Raw genomic sequence first — 22630 nt, 5'->3', positions numbered from 1 at the left:
TTAACATTTAAATATTACTTTTCTTATATTTTAAATATTTTTATGCATTTCATCGATTTTTTTATACACTTTATCGACTTTGTGATATATTTGTCCAGTCAAAAATTAAGAAATGAAAACTCAATTTAAAATTAATAAGTTATGAAAAATTATTCTACACTAATTAATAGCATAAAGATAGTTTGTTCAAGTGTGAACAAAATAACAAAAATAGTTATAGTATTTTGCTTGCTTATAAGTCAATATTCTATATCTCAAACTGTCTTGATTGATCCTAATACAGTCGGCGGATTTGAGAGCGGAACAACTTTTGCGGCAAATGGATGGACAGCAACAACAGGAACAACATCTCAAAACCAATGGGTATGTAGTTCTGGAGCAACCGCAGGATTTTCTGGTGCTCGCTGTGCATATATTACGAATAATACGGCCGTTCCGACTCCACCCCACAATTATACATTGAATGCAAACCGCAGAACTCATTTATACAGGGATGTAACAATACCTTCGGGAGAAACAAATATTGAATTATCTTTCGATTGGATTGGAAGAGGTGAAGTAACAAATGACCGATTAAGAGTTTGGGTTACACCCACATCATTTACCCCAACATATGGAAATGCTATCGGTGCATCAGGTTCTGCACCAACAGGTAGAATATTAATTGGCACCTATGATAATCAAGCAAGTTGGACAAATGCAACTTTAAACTTACCTACAAGTTATGCAGGAAATTCATTTCGTTTAATTTTTGAATGGGTTAACAACAGTAGTTTGGGAACACAACCACCAGCAGCGATAGATAATATTTCGTTAACATCTGTTGTGCCCCCTGTTAATAATGAATGTTCAAATGCTATATCATTGACGGTTAACGGTGGATTGAATTGTACATCAACAACGGTTGGAACATCGAGCAATGCTACTGAATCACAAGTAGCTTGTTCAGGTACTGCAGATGATGACGTTTGGTATAGTTTTGTTGCCACATCATCCAGACACTTTGTAACAGTTTCAGCGGGAACAATGCTAAATCCCGTTTTGGAAGTTTTTAGCGGTAATTGTGGCTCACTTACTAGTATTTCATGTAGAAATGCTAATAGTGACAATAGTGACGAAGTAGCCTCTCTAACTGCTCTAACGATAGGAAATACCTACTATGTTAGAATTCATAGTAATGGGAACAAAACTGGTGAAGGAACTTTTACATTGTGTGTGACTAGCTTAAATGATAATTGTTCGGATGCTATTGCACTTATGGTAAATCCAGATTTAACCTGCTCATTAATAACAAATGGAACAACTCAATCAGCAACTCAATCTCAAGCCGGTTGCTCCGGAACCGCAGATGATGATGTTTGGTATAGTTTTGTGGCAACTTCAACCTATCACTTCGTAACTGTATCAGCAGGTACTCTTGTGAATACTGTTTTACAAGTTTTTAGTGGAAATTGTGGTTCACTTACTAGTATTTCATGTAGAAATGCTTTCAGTAATAACAGTGATGAAGTAGCTTCATTTACAAACTTAACAGTTGGTGCCACCTATTTTGTCAGAGTACATAGTGCTGCAAATGGTAGTGGTCAAGGAACTTTTTCTTTGTGTGTCACAACCATTCCAAACCCTATTAATGATAATTGCCCTAATGCTATTGCTTTACCTGTAAATCCTGATTTATCATGTTCACTAACAACTAGTGGAACTTCAGAATATGCTTCACAATCTCGAACGGGTTGTACGGGAACAGCAGATGATGATGTTTGGTATAGTTTTGTGGCAGTTAGTGACTTTCAAGTTATTACAGTTACTCCTGGCACAATGAACAATGTTGTTTTCGAGGTCTTTAGTGGAAACTGTGGAGCATTAACAAGTATAGTATGTAGAAATTTAACAACCGGAAGTTCTGCCGAAACAGCAAATGTTACAGGCTTAACTATTGGAAGCACCTACTAAGTAAGAATTTATAGTACCACTAACACTACTGGTCAAGGAACATTCACAATCTGTGTTAATTCTTCAAACGAAAATTGTGGTGGTGCTTTCAATGTACCTGTCAATCCCACCTCAACTTGTTCTACCTCACTAAGCGGTACTTATGCTCCACCCTATCAATTTAATTGTCTCCAAAATCCGGTGAGTGTGAATATTGACGACATTTGGTCCCCCGTAATTAATATACCTTTTGATTTTTGCTTTTATGGAAATACGTATAATTCCTGTATTATGGGTTCAAATGGTATGATTTCGTTTGACACGACTAATGCAAGTAGTCCTTCTGGATACGCTTTTAGTAATAATCTTCCAAGTTTAGTAGGTGCTTTATTCCCCAATACAATTTACGGCGTTTACCACGATATTGATCCTAGTGTTGGAGGAACAGTTGGATGGGAGTTAATTACACTAAACACGGGCTGTAGAGCACTTGTGGCTTCATGGAACGATATTCCCATGTTTTCAGCTACTTGTAATTCAATACTCTATACCGGAATGATTGTTTTATATGAAGACACGAACGTAATTGAAGTTTACATCAAAGAAAAAAATGTTTGTGCCTCATGGAACGGTGGAAATGCAATCGTAGGTATCCAAAATGAAACAGGAACGCAAGCCGTTGTTGCTCCGGGTAGAAATGGCCTCGATGCAGATTGGACTGTAACCAACGAAGGGTGGCGTTTTGTTCCTGCCGGTCCTTCGATAACTTCAATACAATGGTTTGAAGGTTCCGGCACATCAGGCCCTGTTGTTGGTAATACTGATACAATTAATGTATGTCCAGCTGTGACTACTACCTACACTGCACAAGTTACTTATTCACTATGTAACGGCAACACAATTGTTGAAAACGATGAAACCATTGTTACCGTTTTAGGTGACAAAACTTGGAATGGTTCAATTGATTCAGATTGGAACAAAAACAACAACTGGACACCTGTTGGTATTCCAAACAATACCGATTGTGTATTAATTCCGGTTACACCAAACGACCCAATAATTTCAGGAACAAATTACAATGGCTTAGCAGGAACTTTACGCATTTTGAATAACGCAACCTTAACCGTAAATTCTAATAACAGCATCACTGTAACTGATTGGGTAAACGTACAACCAAACGGAACTTTTGAAATTCATGATAATTCCAGTTTAGTTCAAATCAATAATACCGCCAACATCGGAAATATCATTTACCGTAGAGATACAGATATTCGAAGATTGGATTATGTCTATTGGTCTTCTCCAGTTTCCGGATTCAATGTGAGTAATATTCCTTCTCCAATTGCCCCCGGTCCAATATTTACCTGGAATACTACTTTTGCAAACCCGAATGGAGGTCAAGGTTACTGGATTGGAGCTGCCGGAAGCACCATGCAACCTGCTGTTGGTTACATTATGAGAGGTCCTAATAGTTTTGGGAATACACCCACAACACTAAACGGAAGCTTTATTGGTGTACCAAATAACGGTCAAATTACAACTACCATCTCACGCGGAAGCGACACCAATACTGCCACTCATTATGGTTTAAATGGCACAGAAATTACCAACTTGAGTGATAACTACAATTTGATAGGAAATCCTTACCCTTCAGCAATTAGAGCCAGTCAATTCTTATTTAATAACAATACTAAAATTGAAGGTAATGTGCGACTTTGGACGCACGGCACTTTACCCGCAGCTATAACCAGTCCGTTTTATGATACGTATACTTATAACTACACACCCGGAGATTATTATATATACAATTTTACAGGTGTTACTTGTTGCCCTGCCGCAGGTTCAGATTTATTTATTGGAGCTAGTCAAGGTTTCTTTGTTCAAATGATTGATGGACCTCCCGCTTCAGATATTGTATCATTTAATAATGGTTTACGAAATCCTAGCTATGACAATAGTTTGTTTTATAGAAATGCAAATCAAATTGAAACACAAACTAATTTAACCGATTTAGAAAGACACAGAATGTGGTTCGACATCATTAATTCAGATGGATTAAATGATCGAACTTTAATTGGCTATGTTGAAAATGCTACGATGGGCAGAGATAGTTACTTTGATGCAAATACAGCAGTAGCCGGAAATATGATAATTTATTCGCTTTTAAATGAAGAAAAACTAACCATTCAGGGAAGAAGTTTACCTTTTGATGTCAATGATGTTGTACCAATGGGCGTTCACATTCCAACTAGCGGTCAATACACCATTGCTCTTGCAGCTATTGATGGTTTATTTGAAAATCAAGCTATCTACCTAATTGATAAATTGACAAATGACATTCACGACATCAAAGAAAATCCGTATTCATTTAGTTCAGAGCAAGGAACATTCAATAATCGTTTCGAAATTATATATCAAAATGAATCGCTCAGTAATCCTGATTTTTCTTTAGAGAATTTAATCAGAGTAACATCAAATGAAAACCTTACAGTATATTCAACAAATGAATTAATGGAATCTGTTTTGGTTTATAATGTGTTGGGACAAAAATTAGCCGAATACAATAATGTTAACGCAAATCAATTGGTTTTAAATACTTTACAGAAAAATAATTCCACTTTATTATTGAAAATAAAATTACAAAACGGAACAACTTCCATCGAAAAAGTAATTTATTAAAGATAATTCATAAAACGCCAAAAAGACCTTTGCTTTACATAGTAAAGGTTTTTTTCGTTTTGATAGGCTTCTCGCTCAAACGAAATGTTCCTGTAAGCCAAATTTCTATCTTTATATTGAATCAAGCGGACTAAATATTCTAAACTATACCAAACATAAAAAGGCACAACCAACAATTCAATTTGTTGCCGAATATGAATGCGTTCGTGGTTCAATAAAACAACATTTCCTTTATCTGCTTTGTCTTTTAAAAACACAAACGGATACAAAGTGAGTCCTCGAAAACCTTTCGGGGTTAAATATTTAATAACTAATACAAACATTTGTGGCAAAGTTGCTAATTTTGTAGTTATGAATACACCAAATCCTGAAAATAAATTAATCGAAGGCGAAGATTTTTATTATACGCCCGAAGGTTACAAATGTTTTACAGAAAAATATCATTTAAAAAGAGGCTATTGCTGCAAAAGCGGATGCCGACATTGTCCATATGGTTTTGATAAAAAAACTGGAAGGGTGAGAAAGTAATTAGTGAATAGTTGTGCATAATGTTGAAAAATGAAATGGAGTAAATTAAGAAAAGAGTTGAAAGATAGATTGGCGGATAATTTAAAAGACCGACTTGACTATCATTTGACTACTTATAAAAATTCGACAGGTTATATAGGTAGAGCTTGGATAACTTGGGAAGGAAAAGAGATTTTGAATTTCTCTAACCAAGACACTTGGAATGAATTTCAAAGCTATTCTAATGAATTAGCCGAAACTCATTACATTTCTCACGAAGGAATAAAAACAACTGACAGAACTGAAGGAAAAATTATGGAAAAAGGTGAATTTTCAAAATATGATTTTGCAGATAATGCCTTCCGATTTTTAAACCTAAATGTTCAAGATGCTATTAAAAGTAATAATCCTATTATTAGGGCTCTCGCAGTAGTTGATAAACGAATTGGAAAAAGAACGCTGAGTGAATTGAATAAAGCGGAAAATCATCCAATGATCAAGCAATTGATTGAACTAAGACTTGAATAAAACACAATATAATGGCTTTAATTAGTCAAATCAGATTATTAAACAATCCAAAAATGGAAGCAATACATACCAAGTCATTCAAAGAGCAAATTTCAGAAGGAATTCCAACCGAATTACCTTCTCCAAAACCGTATGAAGTTGATATAAATCACGCTCCAAAGCGAAAAGAAATTCTTTCGGATGAAGAAAAAAAATTAGCTCTTCGCAATGCGTTACGCTACTTTGAACCAAAAGACCATGCTACTCTCCTACCTGAATTCAAAGAGGAATTAGAAAAATACGGTCGTATTTACATGTATCGTCTTCGTCCGGACTACCGAATGTATGCCCGACCCATTTGGGAATATCCCGGAAAAAGTGAGCAAGCAAAAGCAATTATGTTGATGATTCAAAATAATTTGGATTATGCTGTAGCTCAACATCCGCATGAATTGATTACCTATGGCGGTAACGGTGCTGTTTTTCAAAATTGGGCACAATATCGACTAACCATGAAATACCTTTCGGAAATGACCGATGAGCAAACCTTGGTCATGTATTCCGGTCATCCGATGGGGTTGTTTCCTTCGCACAAAGATGCTCCAAGAGTCGTGGTTACCAACGGAATGGTGATTCCAAATTATTCCAAACCCGATGATTGGGAAAAAATGAATGCATTAGGCGTTTCACAATACGGACAAATGACAGCCGGAAGTTATATGTACATTGGTCCGCAAGGAATTGTTCACGGCACTACTATAACGGTTTTAAATGGCTTTAGAAAAATTAAAAAAGATCCAGTCGGTGCATTGTTTGTTACTTCAGGTTTGGGCGGAATGAGTGGTGCTCAACCCAAAGCCGGAAACATTGCCGGTTGTGTGACCGTTTGTGCCGAAGTGAATCCGAAAATAACACATATTCGTCATTCTCAAGGTTGGATTAATGAAGTGATTGAAAATGTAGATGATTTAGTAATTCGTGTACGAAAAGCTCAAGCAGAAAAAGAAGTAGTTTCTATTGCTTATCTCGGCAATATCGTTGATGTTTGGGAACGATTTGATGCGGAAAATATTCATATTGATTTAGGTTCAGATCAGACTTCGTTGCATAATCCTTGGGCGGGAGGTTATTATCCGGTTGGACTTTCTTTTGAAGAATCGAATGAATTAATGGCCAATAATCCTGAACTTTTTAAAACCAAAGTGAAAGAAACGTTAGTGCGTCATGCAGCAGCTGTAAATAAACATACGGCCAAAGGAACCTATTTCTTTGATTACGGAAATGCCTTTTTATTAGAGGCTTCTCGTGCCGGTGCTGATGTAATGGCGATTGACGGCATTCATTTTAAATACCCGAGTTATGTGCAAGATATTATGGGTCCGATGTGTTTTGATTATGGATTTGGTCCGTTCCGATGGGTTTGTGCCAGCGGAAAACCGGAAGATTTAGTCAAAACCGATCAAATTGCTTGTGATGTTTTAGAAGAAATGGCGAAAACCGCTCCGATCGAAATCCAACAGCAAATGCAGGATAATATCAAGTGGATAAAAGAAGCTCAGAAAAATAAATTAGTCGTGGGTTCACAAGCTCGAATTTTATATGCCGATGCTGAAGGAAGAATGAAAATTGCTGAAGCATTCAATAAAGCCATTGCTAAAAATGAAATTGGTTATGTCATTTTAGGTCGCGACCACCACGATGTTTCCGGAACCGATTCTCCTTATCGAGAAACGTCTAACATTTATGATGGTTCGAGTTTTACAGCTGATATGGCAATTCATAATGTGATTGGCGACAGTTTCCGTGGAGCAACTTGGGTATCCATCCATAATGGTGGAGGAGTTGGCTGGGGCGAGGTAATTAATGGCGGGTTTGGTATGGTTCTTGATGGTACAGAAGAGAGCGACAGACGATTAAAATCGATGTTGTTTTGGGATGTAAATAACGGAATTGCCCGAAGAAATTGGGCAAGAAATGAAGGAGCGATTTTTGCGATAAAAAGAGCCATGGAGACGCAACCTTTATTGAAAGTTACCATCCCTAATTTAGTGGATGAAAATTTACTTTAATTGATATAAAATTTATTGGTTAAAAAAGAACACAGATTAGAAAAATTTTTAAAATTTCTTTAATCTGCGTTCAAAAAAATAGTTGAAAATTGTCTCTTAATTAAATAAAGCTATGAAAACACTCAAATTTTTACCCCTACTTCTGCTCTTTATGCTTGCTTCGTGCAGCTCCGTTAGAGTTTATTCTGATTATGATAAAAGTGTTGATTTTACGCAATACCGAACGTATGCTTATCAAAAGAGCGGCATCGATAAAGTCGAAATTTCCGATTTAGACAAAAAAAGAATCCTTCGTGCTATTGACGAACAAATGACTGCCAAAGGCTTTAGCAAAAGTGAAAATCCTGATTTGTTGGTTAATATTTTCACGAAAGAACGTGAACAAGTGGACGTAAACCAATTCAACGCCGGATGGGGTTGGGGTTGGGGATGGGGCTGGGGTTGGAATCCTTGGATGTGGGGTGGCATGAACACCAGCGTTTCCTCTTATGTTGAAGGAACATTATTCATTGATTTAATAGACAACAGAAAAAAAGAACTCATTTGGCAAGGCGAAGGCATTGGTGTTTTAACCCGAAACATCGATAAAAAAGACGAACGCATAAATGAATTTGTGGCGAAGATTTTAGCTCAATATCCACCGAAGAAGAAGTAAACAGTTTGCAGTCGCAGTTTGCAGTTACGCTGAAAAGATAGAACCGGAGTAGAGATGCTTCGGTTTTTTTTATGCTTTAAGGTTTTTGATTTATTTTTTAGAAACTTTCCCAAATTACAGATTTCCGTAAAATTTTTGAATTTTTAGTGAATAGTTTTACAGAAAAGTGTTAATAAGTAAAGTTGATTTAGGTTGTGAAAAAATCTAAATTAGCAAGATAAAATAATTTATATTATCATTTTGTTCACTTTTTTGTGAACAATAAATTAAATTTACATATCTTTGCCAAACAATTATGGAGATAAAATTTCAAAAAGAATACTTGTCTGATCTTTATACTGGAAACATAAAACCTTATAAAGAATACAAATCTAATCCGCAATTAGTAAAACAGTATGTCAAAACAATTAATACGTTAAAATCCGTCACTCGTATTGAACAATTGTATCAACTTAAAAGTTTACATTATGAAAAGAAAATTGGTAACCTAAATGGAGTGAGTGCTGTTTATGTAAACAAACAATACCGTATACTTTTTAATGAAGTTGCATCTGTAGAAGATGGTCTTGAAATTGATATATTAGAAATAGAAGATTTAAGCAAACATTACGAAAACTAAAAAACAAAATGACGACAATAAAAAACCTTTTCCCGGCTTATGCAACACATCCCGGTTTGATGCTTGCAGACGAAATAGAAGCAAACGGTTACAATCAAATTGACTTTGCAAAACTGATAGATTTAAAACGCAGCCAACTTAACGAAATAATAAAAGGAAAAAGAAATATCAATGCAGATTTAGCCTTATTGTTAGAAAAAGCATTAGGAATTGATGCCGATTTTTGGATGGAAGCCCAAAAAAATTATGACTTAGACAAAGCTCGAATTGAAGCTAAAAATAAAGAACAACTAGAAGCAATAGAAGTTTGGAATGTTGCCAAAGAATTCATTCCTGTTTCTTTCTTAAAAAAAGAACAAATTATTACCGGAAACCCTTTATTAGATATTAACAAAGTAAAAGATATCTACAATGTTGATAATTTAGACCAATTGGCCATCCTAAGTGTACAGCATAATTATGCTCGATTTAAGAAATCAAATACGCTTAAAGCAGATGTAATCAATATTATGGGTTGGGTAAAATTAGTGCAATACAAAGCTTTGCAATTAAACGTTGTGCCATTTGATAATGAAAACAAAGAACAGTTAATTGAAAAATTGAGAAATGTACTTTTCGAAAATAAAAATGTATTACCTACCGTTCAAAACGTATTACACGAAAACGGTATTAAATTAGTCTATCAAACCAAAGGAGAAAAAACGCCTGTTGATGGCGTTTCGTTTTGGAGTAATGGAAATCCTGCGATTGGATTGACGTTAAGACACAACCGAATGGATAATTTTGCCTTTACTTTATTTCATGAATTAGGACACATTTACGAACACTTAATCAATAATAATCAAGCAGAATTTATTGATTTGGATTTAAAAAACGAAAAAGAAGAATATCTAAATTCAATCGAAGAAAAGCAAGCTAATCACTTTGCTGAAAATAGCTTAATTAAAGCGGATGATTGGAACGAATTTAAGAAGAACTTAGATCAAAACAATACCGATGAAGCCATCATTGCTTTTGCAAAAAGAATTAAAATCAATCCGAGTATAGTGCGAGGAAGAGTTTGCTTTACACTAAACAATTTTAGAACTTTTACCCAAATTAGTAATGAAATAAAGTAAGCAAAAAAATTAAAATTTGCTATCATTTTTAATCCTGCAAGGTTTTTGGAACCTTGGAGGATTTATTTTTTAAAAAACTTCTTCAAATTACGGATTTCCGTAAAATTTTTGCATTTTTAGTTTTATAGTTTTACAGAAAAGTGTTAATAAGTAAAGTTGACAATAACTTTTTGAAATGTTAAATTAGCAAATTATTGAAAATCAAAAACAAATGTACATATCAGAACTTAAACTTTGGAATTTTAGAAAGTACGGATCAAATGAATCGTTTGATTTAAACAATCCTGATTTAATTGTCCCTTTCACTAAAGGTTTGAATGTATTAATCGGTGAAAACGATTCTGGTAAAAGTGCCATTTTAGATGCTATTAAGTTAGTTCTCAAAACTCATGCCTACGAATGGATTAAAGTTGAAAAAGAGGATTTTAACAATGATACTGATAAATTAAGAATAGAATTAGAATTTTCAGGTATGACTGATGATGAAGCCAAACATTTTATTGAATGGTTGGGTTGGGAAGATGAAGAGATTAAAGAAGGAAAATTTGAGAAACGTCCTAAACTTATTTTGATTTATCAAGCAGAATACAGAAATAATAGAGTTATTCCATCTGATGTGAAAGCTGGAATGGATCGAACTGGTCACTTATTAAATGCAGACGCAAGAGATTATTTAAAATGCACTTATCTAAAAGCTTTGAGAGATGCAGATAGCGAATTAACAGCGAAGAAAAACTCTAGGCTTTCACAAGTCCTAAAAGAACATTCACTTTTTAAAAAGACTGAAGGTATAAAACATGACTTTGAAAATCAATTCAAAATAATAAATGATGAAATCACAAATGATTTCAAAATAGACCCAAAAAAGAAAGGATATAAAGAAAAAATAAAAGATGTTATCGATGATTTTCTAGAGGGTTTTATTGATGACAAACATAAAGGAGAATTTTCTTTTGGAAATCCTGACATAAAAAATATTTTAGAAAAATTATCTTTAGGAATTGAAGATCAAAATGGTTTAGGGCTTGGCACAATGAATCGTTTGTATATGGCTGCCGAATTGTTACATTTAAGAAAAGAAAATTGGAATGGATTGAAACTTTGTATGATCGAGGAACTTGAAGCTCATTTGCATCCTCAAGCACAAATGAAAATTATTGATAAATTAAGTAAGGAAAAAGACATTCAATTTATTTTAACAACTCACAGTCCAAATATTGCATCAAAAATTGATTTAAAATCTTTAATAATCTGCAAAAATAAAGATGTTTTTCCTATGGGCGAAGGAAATACAAAACTTGAAAACAAAGATTATATTTACCTAAAACGCTTCCTGGATGTTACAAAATCAAATTTGTTTTTCGCAAAGGGAATAATTATAGTTGAAGGTTGGTCAGAAGAAATCTTAATTCCAGAAATTGCAAAAAATCTAAGTATTGATTTAACAAAAAAAGAAGTTTCAATAGTTAATGTGGCATCAGTTGCATATTTACATTTTGCAAAAATATTTTTAAGAAATGACAGCAGTAAAGACATGAAAGTTCCTGTTTCAATTGTAACCGATTTAGACAATAGACCTGATGAAAATGGAGATTTTAACGAAGGAGATGAAAAAACTAAAACAAAAAGAGCGAATTTAGATTTACTTGAACTAGAACTAAAAAATACAAGTGTTACTCTAAGACTTGCTAAACAATGGACTCTAGAGTGGTGTCTTTATAAATCTACAAGTTTATCAAAACTATTTCAAGAATCTGTTTCCGAAGTTCATCCGCAAATCTTCAATGCTGAAAAGGTGAATTTTGAAAGTGAATTAATTTTACGATTAAAGAATAAAGAAATTGACAAAGTAAAGATTGCTTCAACATTAGCAGAAAAAATAGAGAATTCAAAAGATTTAACAATTGATGAAAATGATGAATATATAGATTATTTAATCAAAGCAATAAAACATGCTTGCAATGAAAATTGAGATAGATGATAAACACATAAAAGAAGCCGAAAGCAATTTTATTGGAGGAAATCCTTTTGACAAAGAACGTATTAATTTTATAAAGAAACTTGATACTTGCGATTTACTTGCAGTTCCAGGAAGTGGAAAAACAACTGCTTTGATAGCAAAGCTATATTGTCTGTCCCAAAAACTGCCTTTTTCTGATGGTTCGGGAATTTTAGTTTTAGCACATACACATAATGCGATTGATGAAATAGAAAACAAACTTAAAAAACATTGCCCTCATCTTTTTGAGTACCCCAATTTTGTAGGCACTATTCAAAGTTTTGTTAATAGATTCATGGCAAATCAATCTTGCTTTGAGAAATATGGTTCATATATAAGAAAAAATGAAGATAACTTGATTTACGAAAAAATAGCTAAAGAAATTTATTATAGTAAGTCAAGTTCCATCTTTAAAATGTTGGATAAAAACATCAAAGACAAATTTAATTGTTTGAATGAAGATTTTTTAATCAAATATAATATTCAAGAAAAAAAAGCATTAATAAACAAGTATAAAGAATTAGGTTTTATAGATAAAAATAACACATTAATTAGTATTAAAAAAAACTATGAAAAAATAAAATCATCAAACCTAATACAGGAAGAAAAACAAATTTTATTTGATTTTAATTCTCACTTAAAGACTTATTCAACAGATTTTAAAAAAATATTAGATTTAGTTGAAGATATAAATATTAATGAAAAGGAAGGTTTTTTTTATTCAGGGATATTTCCAGCAACATGGCATAAGAAATTAAGTTTTACAACAAATTCTGGTAAAGAACTCAAAACTATTTATGAAAACTTAAGAAAAGAAGGTTCGTTATTGTATTTTGATTCTTTTGAATTAGCAAATGATCATTTAGAAAATTTTCCAACAATTAAAGCAATACTTCAAAAGCGTTACAAGTACGTTTTCATAGATGAAATGCAAGATTTAGAAGAATTTCAAATTAAAATCATTGATGATATTTTCTTTTGCAAAAGTTCTAAAACTGTAATTCAAAGAATTGGAGACATAAATCAATCTATTTATAGTTCTGGTAAAAAGATAAAAGTAGAATGTGATTGGAAACCAAGAAAAATTGAATATTTAAAGAGTTCATATCGTTTAACCGAAGAAATTGCAAGCTTAGTAAATGGCTTTACTTTGGATCCACAAAAAGATGAAAATCAAAACCCACGTTTTGTTGTAAATGGGTTGAACAAACTTGATAAAATAATCAAACCACATTTAATTGTATTTAATGAAAATACAACAGGAGTGCAATTAGAACAAAAATTTGAAGACTTGATAATTGAGAATAATTTGCATGATTGTGAAGAAAATATAAAAAATGGTTTTAAAATAATTGGATGGAGTACAGTTTGGGATAAAGGTGAGCAAAAGCAAAACAAAGATGGTATAAACAAAATTCGTCTTAAAGATTTGTTTATAAAATATTCCAAAGAGAGTAAAGCTAAAAAAGAAGATTTTGATTGTTTAAAAAAATATTTGCAATTATTTGAAAAAGAAAAACAGACATTAGAAGCGGTCAGAAAATCTATTTTAAATTCTTTTTTAAGAATTTTAAGGTTTGAAGATATTTATTTTGATTTGGAAACAAAAAAACATTTTAGAAAAAGCACATTAATTATTTTTATAAAAAATCAAGGTGAAGAAGTTTATAATAATTTTATAGCAAGTCTCTTTGATTGGTGTTTTTGTCTGGTAACAAAAAATGATTATGAAAATGTATTTCAAAAAATTAAAGAGTATGTTTCAAATACATTTATAAAATGGAATTGGTATATGGAAGAGAAGTATATTCCGAAAACTACAAATAAATCGAATGATTTTATTAATAGTGTAAATTATCAATTTACAGAAATTATCAAAAATGATACAGCTAACATAGGAAAATCAAAAAATGGAATTAATATTGAAATAAGTTCTGTGCATTCAGTAAAAGGTCAAACTCATTGTGCGACAATGTATATAGAGTCAGCATATAAAACACCTGTTTACGAAACAAATAAGTTATCGAGACAAACTAAAAGCAATCCTCTTTTCTTTCAAAATCATGACTGTATCAAACCAACAGGTAAAGAAGCAATTAAAATGATGTATGTTGGTTTTTCTCGTCCAACACACTTACTATGCTTTGCTGTATTGGAAGATAATGTAAGTGCAGAAGAATTATTAAAATTTGAAAATGATGATAGATGGAATGTTGATAAAAAACTAATCGAACTAAACTAAATTACCCACAAGGCTCCAAAAACCTTACAGGATTTAAATAAAAAAGTTCTTTTGAAACCCAATCCCCTAGCCCAGATTGCAACGGAAAGCTTTTTTTGAAAAAACAAATTAGTTTTGTTGGCTTTACAAAGCGACCAATCCCGATAATTATCGGGAGCTCTTGGAAAGGCTTACAAAACTTTTGTTTTTCAAAAAAACTTGTAGTGGAAAGCTGGATTAGCTTCTTAAAAATCACTCAACAAACTTCCCCAACGACCAACTAGCAACTCTATCATTCTTAGATTGAATTGGTAGTCTTGGATTTAATTCATAGAGTTGCTCTAGTTTTTCTATGGCAAGTTTAAAGGAAATAATTTCGTGTAGTAATAATTGGTCAAAAACATATAAAATTCCTTTTACAGAAATACCGTTTGCCATAGCTTGTTTTCTTAATTTTCCATCACCTGAAAGTAATATTCCTTCAAGTTTATTGGCATAATGCCATACGGAACAATCTTCAAAACTTAAACCTGAACTATTTTCTAAAATAGTCATAATACTTTCAAAATCTTCCTCTGTATCTGTAAGAATTAATTCAATGTCATCAGAATTAATATAAGCTTCAATTATAACTTTTTGATCTTGATTAAGCTCCTCAAAAACAAAATCCGTTGTTTTCAAATCTAAGTTTAGCTTAATAAATTCATTCATTAAATCTAAATGAACCAAATCAATTAAAATATTTGCATCGTTTATAATAATTCTCATTTTATAAACTATAAAAGTGAATTTTCAATTAATGAATTTATATCTTGATTCAATAAGGACGATGCTTTGCTTACAGATATTATTTCTTGAGATAAAGCTCTGTAAACCAGTTGTTCAAATCGATTTGATTTTTCTGGAGTTTCAAATCTTGATAAATTAACTTTTTCTTTAATACTTGGATTAAAATTTATTTTTTTGTAAAAATCAGTTTTTCTGTTTTCAGTAAAAATTCCCGCATCAACTAATCTGTAAACTATTGCTTGAATACTGATACCGTACTTTTTTTGTACTTCTATCAATTCGTTTAATGAAATTAAATCTCGCTTAATACCAAATTCTTTAACTACGAGTTTTTTTGGAAAAAGGAATTCAGAGGCAAATTTATTACAATAATTTTCTTCAGCTTTTACGTCACATTCCGGAAGATTGAGTAGTAAATGCCCTAATTCGTGTAATAAAGTAAATCGTTTTCTTTCTACAGGAAAATTCCCATTTACAACAATCACTGGAAATTTGTCATTTACAAAAGTTGCTAAACCATCAAAAGTTTCCTCTACATCAAACAATTCAATTACTTTTATTTCATTGTCTTCTAAAAGTTGGATTATATTATGAATCGGGTCAAGACCAATTTCCCATTCATTTCGTAATGATAAAACTAGCCTTTCTATATCTTTAATAGAATTCACTTTTTCGTTACCGATTGAATTTTTAAAAGAATAATCAATTTGCAGCAAATCTTCAATCTCTAGATAATTTTCTAAATTAAGTTTTATTAATTGCTCAAGTGATTCTTGTTTTTTATTTGAAAATGAACTTTTCTTTCTAAAATTCAAAACTCCTAACTCAATTTTGCTAGGTTTGAAAAAATAATCAATCTTAACTTTCAAAGATTTCCCTATTTTTAAAAGATTAGAACTACTTGGAATAGATTCACCTTTTTCGTACTTACTAATCATTTGCTTAGAAACACCTATCATATCTGCTAACTCTTGTTGAGAAAACCCATTGAGTGCTCTAGCATTTTTGAGTTTTTGTGAGACTATTTCTTTCATGACTATTTAGTTTAGTTGACAAAAATACAAAATTAATTATGTTTTGTCAACTAAAAACTTATTTCTTTTGAAATGCAACTCCCCTAGCCCAGATTGAAATGAAAAGCCCGCAAAGGAAAAACAAATTAATTTTCTTGCTACAAAAAAGCGACCAATCCCGAAAGCTTTCGGGAGCTCTTTTTGTTGTGTAGAAAATTTTTGTTTTTCCTGCGGACTTGAAATGGAAAGCTGGAATGGCTTCTGAAAAAAGTCTTCAGTCGCAGTTTTCAGTAACCGGTTGTTGAATCCTAAATAAGCATTACTCCCTAATGTTATGAGATTCCTCCTGCGTCGGAATGACAAGATTGTGGAGACACTGCGACTGAACACTGTGACTGTGACTGAAACTGTAAACTGTGACTGAGACTGAAAACTGTGACTGAAAACTGCTACTGAAAACTAATAATTCAACAACTCCTCCATCTTCGCACAAACCTTATCCACATTTGGAATCATTGTAAATTCTAACGTGCTGTTCAATGGAATCGCCGGCATATTTTCGGATCCGATGACCATCACGGGAGCATCGAGGTGTTTGAAACATTTTTCCTGAATGAGTCCGGCTAGGCTGCGTGCAAAGGAATTATTAGTCGGTTCTTCGGTAACAACCAAACACTTTTTGGCTTTTTTAACGGATTTGAAAATGGCTTCTTCATCCAACGGATACAACGTTCGCAAATCGATGATTTCAATCCTCTGTTTGTCATTCTGAGCTTTGCGAAGAATCTCAGAAGCATTTAACGCCCAATGAACACCCATTCCGTATGTAATAACAGTCATTGTTTCAGCCGTTTCTTGTTCCCAAATTTCTTGAACAATATTGGCTTTTCCGAATGGTAACATATAATCTTCGCTTGGTTCGTTTACACGGGCGAAATCGGTTCCTTTGACTTTGCTCCAATACAGACCTTTGTGCTCCAAAATCACTACCGGATTCGGGTCGTAATAAGCGGCTTTCATCAAACCTTTTAAATCGGCACCGTTGCTTGGATACGCAATTTTGATTCCGTGAATGTTAGTCAACACACTTTCAACAGAAGAAGAATGATAGGGACCGCCACTTCCGTAGGCACCAATTGGCACACGCAAAATCATACTCACAGGCCATTTTCCGTTAGATAAATAACACGAACGGCTCACTTCAGTGAATAATTGGTTCAATCCCGGCCAAATGTAATCGGCAAATTGTACCTCAACAATCGGTTTCAACCCGACGGCTGACATTCCGACCGTTGAACCCACGATAAATGCTTCTTGAATTGGTGTATTAAAAACGCGTTCGTCACCAAATTTCTGTGCTAAAGTTGCTGCTTCACGGAAAACACCACCTAAACGTCCGCCCACATCTTGACCGTATAACAAACATTCAGCGTGTTTTTTCATTAATTCTTCAACGGCAAATAAGGCACAATCGACCATCACGACTTTTTCCTCACGGGATGGATTTCGCTCGCCTACTTCTTCTGTGATGGGCGTTGGTGCAAAATCGTGTGTGAATAAATCTTCAGGTTTTGGGTCTTCGGCTTGTTGGGCTTTGATAAAATCCTCTTGGACAGTGGCTGAAGCCACCGCCAATTGATTTTCAATTTCTTCTTTTGAAAATCTGGCATCCAACATTTGCTGAATTAAAACCGGATAAGGATCACGGGATTTTGCTTCTTCCAAATCATCACGATACCACTCCATCCGAACGCCCGAAGTGTGGTGATTTAACAACGGAACTTTAGCATGAACCAAAAACGGACGACGTTCTTCACGAATGGTTTTGACCACTTTTTCAAGAGCCAAATAACTTTCGGTGAAGTTTGCTCCGTCTATTGAAATGGCTTCGATTCCGTTAAAACCTTTGGCGTATTCAAAGGCATTTTGAGCTCTGGTTTCGGCGGCATTCGCTGAAATATCCCAGCCATTATCTTGGACTAAATATAATATTGGCAATTGTTTTAAAGCGGCCATTTGAAAGGCTTCTGCAATTTCGCCTTCGGTTACCGATGCATCGCCTAGTGAACAAACCACAATTGGTTTTAACTCATTGTCTTCTTGAATTCCTATATTTTCTTTATACCAAAATCCCATCGCTGCTCCAGTTGCAGGTATCGCTTGCATTCCTGTAGCAGAAGATTGATGTGGAATTTTCGGCTTATCAGCATCTTTTAAACTGGGATGACAATAATAGGTTCGACCTCCTGAAAACGGGTCTTCTTTTTTGGCCATTAATTGCAACATCAAATCATACGGACGCATCCCGATTCCGAGTAACATGGCATCGTCACGGTAATAGGGAAAAGCATAATCTTGTGGCAATAAATGCATCGCCATTGCAATTTGAATGGCTTCGTGACCGCGTGAGGTAGCGTGAACGTATTTGGAAACAATTTTGAAATTATCTTCATACAGTTCAGCCATAGACTTGGCGGTTGCCAAGGTGGAAAAGGCTTTTTTCAGGATATTTTTGTCTAACATATTTACAATTTGATAATCTATTTCTTTAGGAACACAGATTTAAGAAATTCTAAAAATTTTAAAAATTTCTTTGATTTCTTATATCGGTGTTCACAAAATTTTTACTTCGCTTCAACAATCCAACCAAATTGGTCTTCTTCTTTTTGAAGTTTTATAGCGTTTAGGGTATCATTTACCATCACAGAAACGGGATTATTTTCCGGTAATTTAATCGTAAAATCATTGTTTCCGATTTCATCAATCATCGCTATTCCAACAGCTGTTCCAGTTCCGAAGGCCTCTTCCAAAGTCCCGTTTTTGGATGCTTCGATGATTTCAGAAATTTTGATGGGTTTTTCAATGACTTCAAAACCTTTTGAACGCAACAAATCAATTACACTCATTCTCGTAATTCCGGATAAAATAGAACCGCTTAAATCGGGTGTAATAAATTTACCATCAATTTTAAAGAAAATATTCATGGTACCCACTTCTTGGATGTACTCAAAATAGTGAGCATCTAGCCACAATACTTGATCATATGATTTTGCTTTGGCATATTCGGTTGGGCGAATGGCTGCAGCATAATTTCCGGCAGCTTTAGCTTCTCCTGTTCCACCATTGAAAGCACGCACATATTTTTTCTCCGCATACAATTTAATTTTTCTACTGAAAAAAGGTCCGGCTGGAGAGGCAATCACTATAAATTTGAAACTAGTTGCGGCACGCATTCCGATAAAGGGTTCATCGGCATACATAAACGGACGTAAGTACAATGCACTTCCTTCTTTGGTAGGAATCCATTGTTTTTCCAAGGCAGTAAATTGTTTTAATGCTTCTACAAACATATCCTCGGGAAAAGTAGGCATTCCCATTCGGTTAGCACTGAAATTTAATCGCTTTGCATTTTCATAAGGACGAAATAACAAAGGAGTTCCCTCTTTTCCCAACGTGGCTTTCATTCCTTCAAAAATCGCCTGACCATAGTGCAAAGCCATGGCAGCAGGATGTGTCGGAATAAGCTGTAAAGGTTCAATTCGCGGATTTATCCACTCGCCGTTTTGATAATCGCACACAAACATGTGATCGGTGAATTTGAAACCCATCACGATATTGTTTAAATCAACTTCTCCAACAGTGGAATGTGCTGCTTTTGTTACTTTAATTGCTGTCATTACTTCTTGCATTGTATTTATGATTTGCTCTCGATTCAAATAATGAAAAGAGAAATTATATTTTTATAGTCGTATCAAATTGTTCCAAATTATCCCCTACTCGTTTTAAGAATGACCCTCCCAAAAATCCATCCACTACACGATGATCAAAAGATAAGGATAAAAACATCATACTTCTGATAGCAATTTCATCTCCTTTTTCAGTGGTAATTACTTCTGGTCTTTTTTTGATGATTCCTAAGGCTAAAATGGCTACTTCAGGTTGATTGATGATAGGTGTTCCCATCAAACTTCCAAACGTCCCTACATTAGAAATGGTAAACGTGCTTCCTTGAATATCTTCAGGTTTTAACTTATTATTTCGAGCATTCTCTGCTAACTGATTGACTTCTTTAGCAATCGATATCATGTCTTTTTCATTGGCTTTTTTCACCACAGAAACAATCAAATTTCCGTTTGGTAAAGCGGTTGCCATTCCAATATTGATGTCATTGTGAACAATGATTTTGTTCTCATCAACGGAAACATTAATCATCGGAAAGTCTTGAATGGCTTTTGCTACAGCATCGATAAAAATGGGTGTAAACGTTAATTTTTCACCGTATTTCTCTTGAAATGTATCTTTATTTTCATTTCGCCAATTCACTACATTTGTTACATCTACTTCCAAATAAGAAGTTACATGTGGCGATGTTTGCTTGGAATATACCATGTGATCAGCAATCATTTTTCGCATGCGATCCATTTCCACAATTCGGTCTTTTCCTTCTACAAAATTGATTTTAGGTTTAGGAAAGGTTGTCGGTTGTCGGTTGTCGGTTATCGGTTTTGACTGTAATGGATATTTTCTGTTTTTTAGATAATTAAATACATCACTTTTTTGAATTCTTCCATCAATTCCTGAACCCGGAATACTTTGAACTTCTTCCAAGGAAAGATTTTCTTTTTGAGCTATTGAAATGATTAATGGTGAAAGAAAAGCATCAACGTTGCGGGTTGCGGGTTTCGGGTTGCGAGTTTCCGTTTTTTGACTTAAAACTACTTCATCTTTTTTTACTTCAACATTTTGACTTCCAGCTCCCGGCTTCTGACTTCCAGCCTTTTCATTTATTAACGCCAAAACAGTCCCCACTTCCACCACATCATCTTTTTGAAAACGAATTTCAGTAATGGTACCGGAAACAGGTGATGGTACTTCACTATCGACTTTATCGGTAGCGACTTCCAAAAGAGTTTCTTCCGCTTCAATATAATCACCAACGTTTTTTGTCCAACTGATGATGGTGGCTTCTGATATGCTTTCGCCCATTTTGGGCATTTTGAATTCTGTTATCATATTTTAGTCTTCAGTCGCAGTCGCAGTCGCAGTTCCAATTATATCTGAAAACTGAGACTGAGACTGACTACTTATTTTTAAATTCTTCTAATGTTTTATAAAAAGCTTCTTGCGATGGACGATTCTCCGGTATTTCTCGTAATGGCTCAACTTCTTTCAATGACTCATAACATTCTGATGGTAATTGCTGGTACAATGCCGTTCCCTTTGTTTTCCAATCAATCATTTCGTCTGAAACATCTTTGATGATGATCGCCGGATTTCCAACGACCATTTTTCGGTTGGGAATTTGCATGCCGGCTTTTACAAAGGCTAAAGCTCCAATGATACATTCGTCACCCACATTCACATCATCCATGATGACAGCATTCATACCTACTAAACAATTTCTACCGATATTGGCTCCGTGAATAATGGCTCCATGACCGATATGAGCTCCTTCTTTCAAAATCATTGACTTACCCGGAAACATATGGATGGTGCAATTTTCCTGCACATTACAACCGTCTTCAATAATGATTTCTCCCCAGTCACCACGAATGGCAGCTCCGGGACCCACATACACGTTTTTCCCAATGATTACATTTCCCGTAACCGCTGCTTGCGGATGGATAAAACTGCTTTCGTGTATGACGGGGATGAACCCTTTGAATTCGTAGATCATAATTTTTTTTTAGATAAAAGAGAATAGAATATAGAAAATAGATATTTGGTTTTGTCTATTCTCTATCTTCTATTTTCTATATTCTTTATTTAAATTTCTTCAACGTTTCTTTCGTAAAATCCGATAAAACTAAACGTCCGCTAATGGCGGCTCTTTCGGCTAATAGATTATCCCAATCGTCGGTGCCTCGCCAGAAAATCTTTTTCATTTCCAGCATGGCTTCCGGATTATAGGTGCAAAGGTGTTCTGCAAATTTTTGAACGGCTTCATCTAATTCTTCAATCGTTTCAAAAACAGACGCATATAATCCTTTTTCTCTTGCCCAATTCGCTTCATAAAAGGTGTTGGCATCAATGGCGATTTGTGACATAGCTGACACACCCATTTTGCGTTCAATGGCAGGTGAAACAACAAATGGTCCGATTCCGACATTGAGTTCACTTAGTTTGATTGATGCAAATTTTGTAGCCATACAATAATCGGTTGTAGAAGCGATTCCTACGCCACCACCAACCGTTTTCCCTTGAATTCGTCCGATGATGAATTTTGGACATTTACGCATGGCGTTGATGACATTGGCAAATCCGGAGAAAAATACTTTTCCGGTTTCGGCATCGTTGATGGCGATTAGTTCTTTAAAACTGGCTCCGGCACAAAACGTACGGTCGCCACCACTTTTGAGGATGATGACTTTCACTTCGTCGTTGTTTCCAGCTTCGGTGATGGTGTTGGCTAATTTTTTTAAAACATCACTGGGTAACGAATTTTGTTCGGGATGAAAAAACTCGATGGTGGCGATGTAATTGTTTATTTCTATTTTAACGTATGCTTCCATATTGATTTAT

Annotated in this window: 18 protein-coding genes; 10 read left to right on the top strand and 8 right to left on the bottom strand. The window is 34.2% G+C overall.

The genetic code is table 11. The annotated features are described in order from the left end of the window. Positions 1-264 precede the first annotated feature (264 nt). Together ACIQ0M_RS08625 and ACIQ0M_RS08620 are read left to right on the top strand one after the other, a co-directional pair. Entirely contained in the window at positions 265-1953 is a 1689-nt protein-coding gene (locus ACIQ0M_RS08625; RefSeq protein WP_396151445.1) for a hypothetical protein, read from the top strand. Between the two features lie 186 nt (positions 1954-2139). Further along, positions 2140-4611: a T9SS sorting signal type C domain-containing protein gene (locus ACIQ0M_RS08620; protein WP_396151444.1), complete on the top strand. Its 2472-nt coding sequence runs from the start codon at positions 2140-2142 to the stop codon at positions 4609-4611. Here ACIQ0M_RS08620 and ACIQ0M_RS08615 read toward each other — a convergent pair. Beyond that, complete coding sequence (locus ACIQ0M_RS08615; protein ID WP_396151443.1) at positions 4608-4934, bottom strand: hypothetical protein; 327 nt, start codon at positions 4932-4934, stop codon at positions 4608-4610. The two genes, ACIQ0M_RS08620 and ACIQ0M_RS08615, sit on opposite strands and share 4 nt — an antisense overlap. A gap of 28 nt (positions 4935-4962) precedes the next feature. Between ACIQ0M_RS08615 and ACIQ0M_RS08610 the strand changes: the two genes are divergently transcribed. From ACIQ0M_RS08610 to ACIQ0M_RS08575, 8 genes are all read left to right on the top strand, one after another. Continuing rightward, on the top strand, positions 4963-5139 hold the full coding sequence (locus tag ACIQ0M_RS08610; RefSeq protein ID WP_396151442.1) for a DUF5522 domain-containing protein: 177 nt from the start codon (positions 4963-4965) through the stop codon (positions 5137-5139). A 30-nt stretch (positions 5140-5169) separates the two neighbouring features. Continuing rightward, positions 5170-5646, top strand: a complete 477-nt coding sequence (locus ACIQ0M_RS08605; RefSeq protein ID WP_396151441.1) for a hypothetical protein — start codon at positions 5170-5172, stop codon at positions 5644-5646. A gap of 53 nt (positions 5647-5699) precedes the next feature. Continuing rightward, positions 5700-7694 (top strand): urocanate hydratase, encoded by a 1995-nt coding sequence (locus ACIQ0M_RS08600; protein WP_396151455.1) that lies wholly within the window; start codon positions 5700-5702, stop codon positions 7692-7694. A 112-nt stretch (positions 7695-7806) separates the two neighbouring features. Next, the gene (locus ACIQ0M_RS08595) at positions 7807-8349 is read left to right on the top strand and encodes a DUF4136 domain-containing protein (RefSeq protein WP_396151440.1); all 543 of its coding nucleotides are present in this window, start codon (positions 7807-7809) and stop codon (positions 8347-8349) included. Positions 8350-8644: 295 nt separating this feature from the next. After that, on the top strand, positions 8645-8968 hold the full coding sequence (locus tag ACIQ0M_RS08590) for a hypothetical protein (protein ID WP_396151439.1): 324 nt from the start codon (positions 8645-8647) through the stop codon (positions 8966-8968). 8 nt (positions 8969-8976) lie between these two features. Beyond that, positions 8977-10086, top strand: coding sequence for a HigA family addiction module antitoxin (locus tag ACIQ0M_RS08585; RefSeq protein WP_396151438.1), 1110 nt, complete (start codon positions 8977-8979; stop codon positions 10084-10086). Positions 10087-10297: 211 nt separating this feature from the next. Beyond that, a complete protein-coding gene (locus ACIQ0M_RS08580) occupies positions 10298-12058 on the top strand; it encodes an ATP-dependent nuclease (RefSeq protein WP_396151437.1) in 1761 nt (586 codons plus the stop codon). Then, positions 12039-14327: a UvrD-helicase domain-containing protein gene (locus ACIQ0M_RS08575; protein WP_396151436.1), complete on the top strand. Its 2289-nt coding sequence runs from the start codon at positions 12039-12041 to the stop codon at positions 14325-14327. Before ACIQ0M_RS08580 ends, ACIQ0M_RS08575 begins: the two co-directional genes overlap by 20 nt. Before the next feature lie 231 nt (positions 14328-14558). Here the strand turns inward: ACIQ0M_RS08575 and ACIQ0M_RS08570 are convergent, their stop codons facing one another. The 7 genes from ACIQ0M_RS08570 to ACIQ0M_RS08540 all read right to left on the bottom strand — a co-directional run bounded on the left by ACIQ0M_RS08570 (position 14559) and on the right by ACIQ0M_RS08540 (position 22620). Continuing rightward, on the bottom strand, positions 14559-15074 hold the full coding sequence (locus tag ACIQ0M_RS08570; RefSeq protein WP_396151435.1) for a hypothetical protein: 516 nt from the start codon (positions 15072-15074) through the stop codon (positions 14559-14561). An 8-nt stretch (positions 15075-15082) separates the two neighbouring features. Then, positions 15083-16129: a helix-turn-helix domain-containing protein gene (locus ACIQ0M_RS08565; RefSeq protein ID WP_396151434.1), complete on the bottom strand. Its 1047-nt coding sequence runs from the start codon at positions 16127-16129 to the stop codon at positions 15083-15085. 438 nt (positions 16130-16567) lie between these two features. Continuing rightward, positions 16568-18631, bottom strand: a complete 2064-nt coding sequence (locus ACIQ0M_RS08560) for a thiamine pyrophosphate-dependent enzyme (RefSeq protein WP_396151433.1) — start codon at positions 18629-18631, stop codon at positions 16568-16570. Positions 18632-18732: 101 nt separating this feature from the next. Continuing rightward, complete coding sequence (locus ACIQ0M_RS08555; protein ID WP_396151432.1) at positions 18733-19797, bottom strand: branched-chain amino acid aminotransferase; 1065 nt, start codon at positions 19795-19797, stop codon at positions 18733-18735. Positions 19798-19840: 43 nt separating this feature from the next. After that, on the bottom strand, positions 19841-21121 hold the full coding sequence (locus ACIQ0M_RS08550) for a dihydrolipoamide acetyltransferase family protein (RefSeq protein WP_396151431.1): 1281 nt from the start codon (positions 21119-21121) through the stop codon (positions 19841-19843). 67 nt (positions 21122-21188) lie between these two features. Beyond that, positions 21189-21785, bottom strand: coding sequence for a transferase hexapeptide repeat family protein (locus ACIQ0M_RS08545; protein WP_396151430.1), 597 nt, complete (start codon positions 21783-21785; stop codon positions 21189-21191). Between the two features lie 85 nt (positions 21786-21870). Further along, on the bottom strand, positions 21871-22620 hold the full coding sequence (locus tag ACIQ0M_RS08540; protein ID WP_396151429.1) for an enoyl-CoA hydratase/isomerase family protein: 750 nt from the start codon (positions 22618-22620) through the stop codon (positions 21871-21873). Between the last annotated feature and the right edge of the window lie 10 nt (positions 22621-22630).

The sequence above is a fragment of the Flavobacterium sp. genome (genome assembly GCF_044339515.1).
Lineage (GTDB): Bacteria > Bacteroidota > Bacteroidia > Flavobacteriales > Flavobacteriaceae > Flavobacterium.
The sequence above is the reverse complement of the archived record's forward strand: the minus strand, read 5'-3'. Positions and strand labels throughout refer to the sequence as shown.

Excerpts from the sequence above, each read along its gene's own strand:
- ACIQ0M_RS08615 (WP_396151443.1), bottom strand. The coding sequence starts at position 4,934 with ATGTTTGTATTAGTTATTAAATATTTAACCCCGAAAGGTTTTCGAGGA.
- ACIQ0M_RS08610 (WP_396151442.1), top strand. The coding sequence starts at position 4,963 with ATGAATACACCAAATCCTGAAAATAAATTAATCGAAGGCGAAGATTTT.
- ACIQ0M_RS08605 (WP_396151441.1), top strand. The coding sequence starts at position 5,170 with ATGAAATGGAGTAAATTAAGAAAAGAGTTGAAAGATAGATTGGCGGAT.
- ACIQ0M_RS08600 (WP_396151455.1), top strand. The coding sequence starts at position 5,700 with ATGGAAGCAATACATACCAAGTCATTCAAAGAGCAAATTTCAGAAGGA.
- ACIQ0M_RS08595 (WP_396151440.1), top strand. The coding sequence starts at position 7,807 with ATGAAAACACTCAAATTTTTACCCCTACTTCTGCTCTTTATGCTTGCT.
- ACIQ0M_RS08590 (WP_396151439.1), top strand. The coding sequence starts at position 8,645 with ATGGAGATAAAATTTCAAAAAGAATACTTGTCTGATCTTTATACTGGA.
- ACIQ0M_RS08585 (WP_396151438.1), top strand. The coding sequence starts at position 8,977 with ATGACGACAATAAAAAACCTTTTCCCGGCTTATGCAACACATCCCGGT.
- ACIQ0M_RS08580 (WP_396151437.1), top strand. The coding sequence starts at position 10,298 with ATGTACATATCAGAACTTAAACTTTGGAATTTTAGAAAGTACGGATCA.
- ACIQ0M_RS08575 (WP_396151436.1), top strand. The coding sequence starts at position 12,039 with ATGCTTGCAATGAAAATTGAGATAGATGATAAACACATAAAAGAAGCC.
- ACIQ0M_RS08570 (WP_396151435.1), bottom strand. The coding sequence starts at position 15,074 with ATGAGAATTATTATAAACGATGCAAATATTTTAATTGATTTGGTTCAT.
- ACIQ0M_RS08565 (WP_396151434.1), bottom strand. The coding sequence starts at position 16,129 with ATGAAAGAAATAGTCTCACAAAAACTCAAAAATGCTAGAGCACTCAAT.
- ACIQ0M_RS08560 (WP_396151433.1), bottom strand. The coding sequence starts at position 18,631 with ATGTTAGACAAAAATATCCTGAAAAAAGCCTTTTCCACCTTGGCAACC.
- ACIQ0M_RS08555 (WP_396151432.1), bottom strand. The coding sequence starts at position 19,797 with ATGCAAGAAGTAATGACAGCAATTAAAGTAACAAAAGCAGCACATTCC.
- ACIQ0M_RS08550 (WP_396151431.1), bottom strand. The coding sequence starts at position 21,121 with ATGATAACAGAATTCAAAATGCCCAAAATGGGCGAAAGCATATCAGAA.
- ACIQ0M_RS08545 (WP_396151430.1), bottom strand. The coding sequence starts at position 21,785 with ATGATCTACGAATTCAAAGGGTTCATCCCCGTCATACACGAAAGCAGT.
- ACIQ0M_RS08540 (WP_396151429.1), bottom strand. The coding sequence starts at position 22,620 with ATGGAAGCATACGTTAAAATAGAAATAAACAATTACATCGCCACCATC.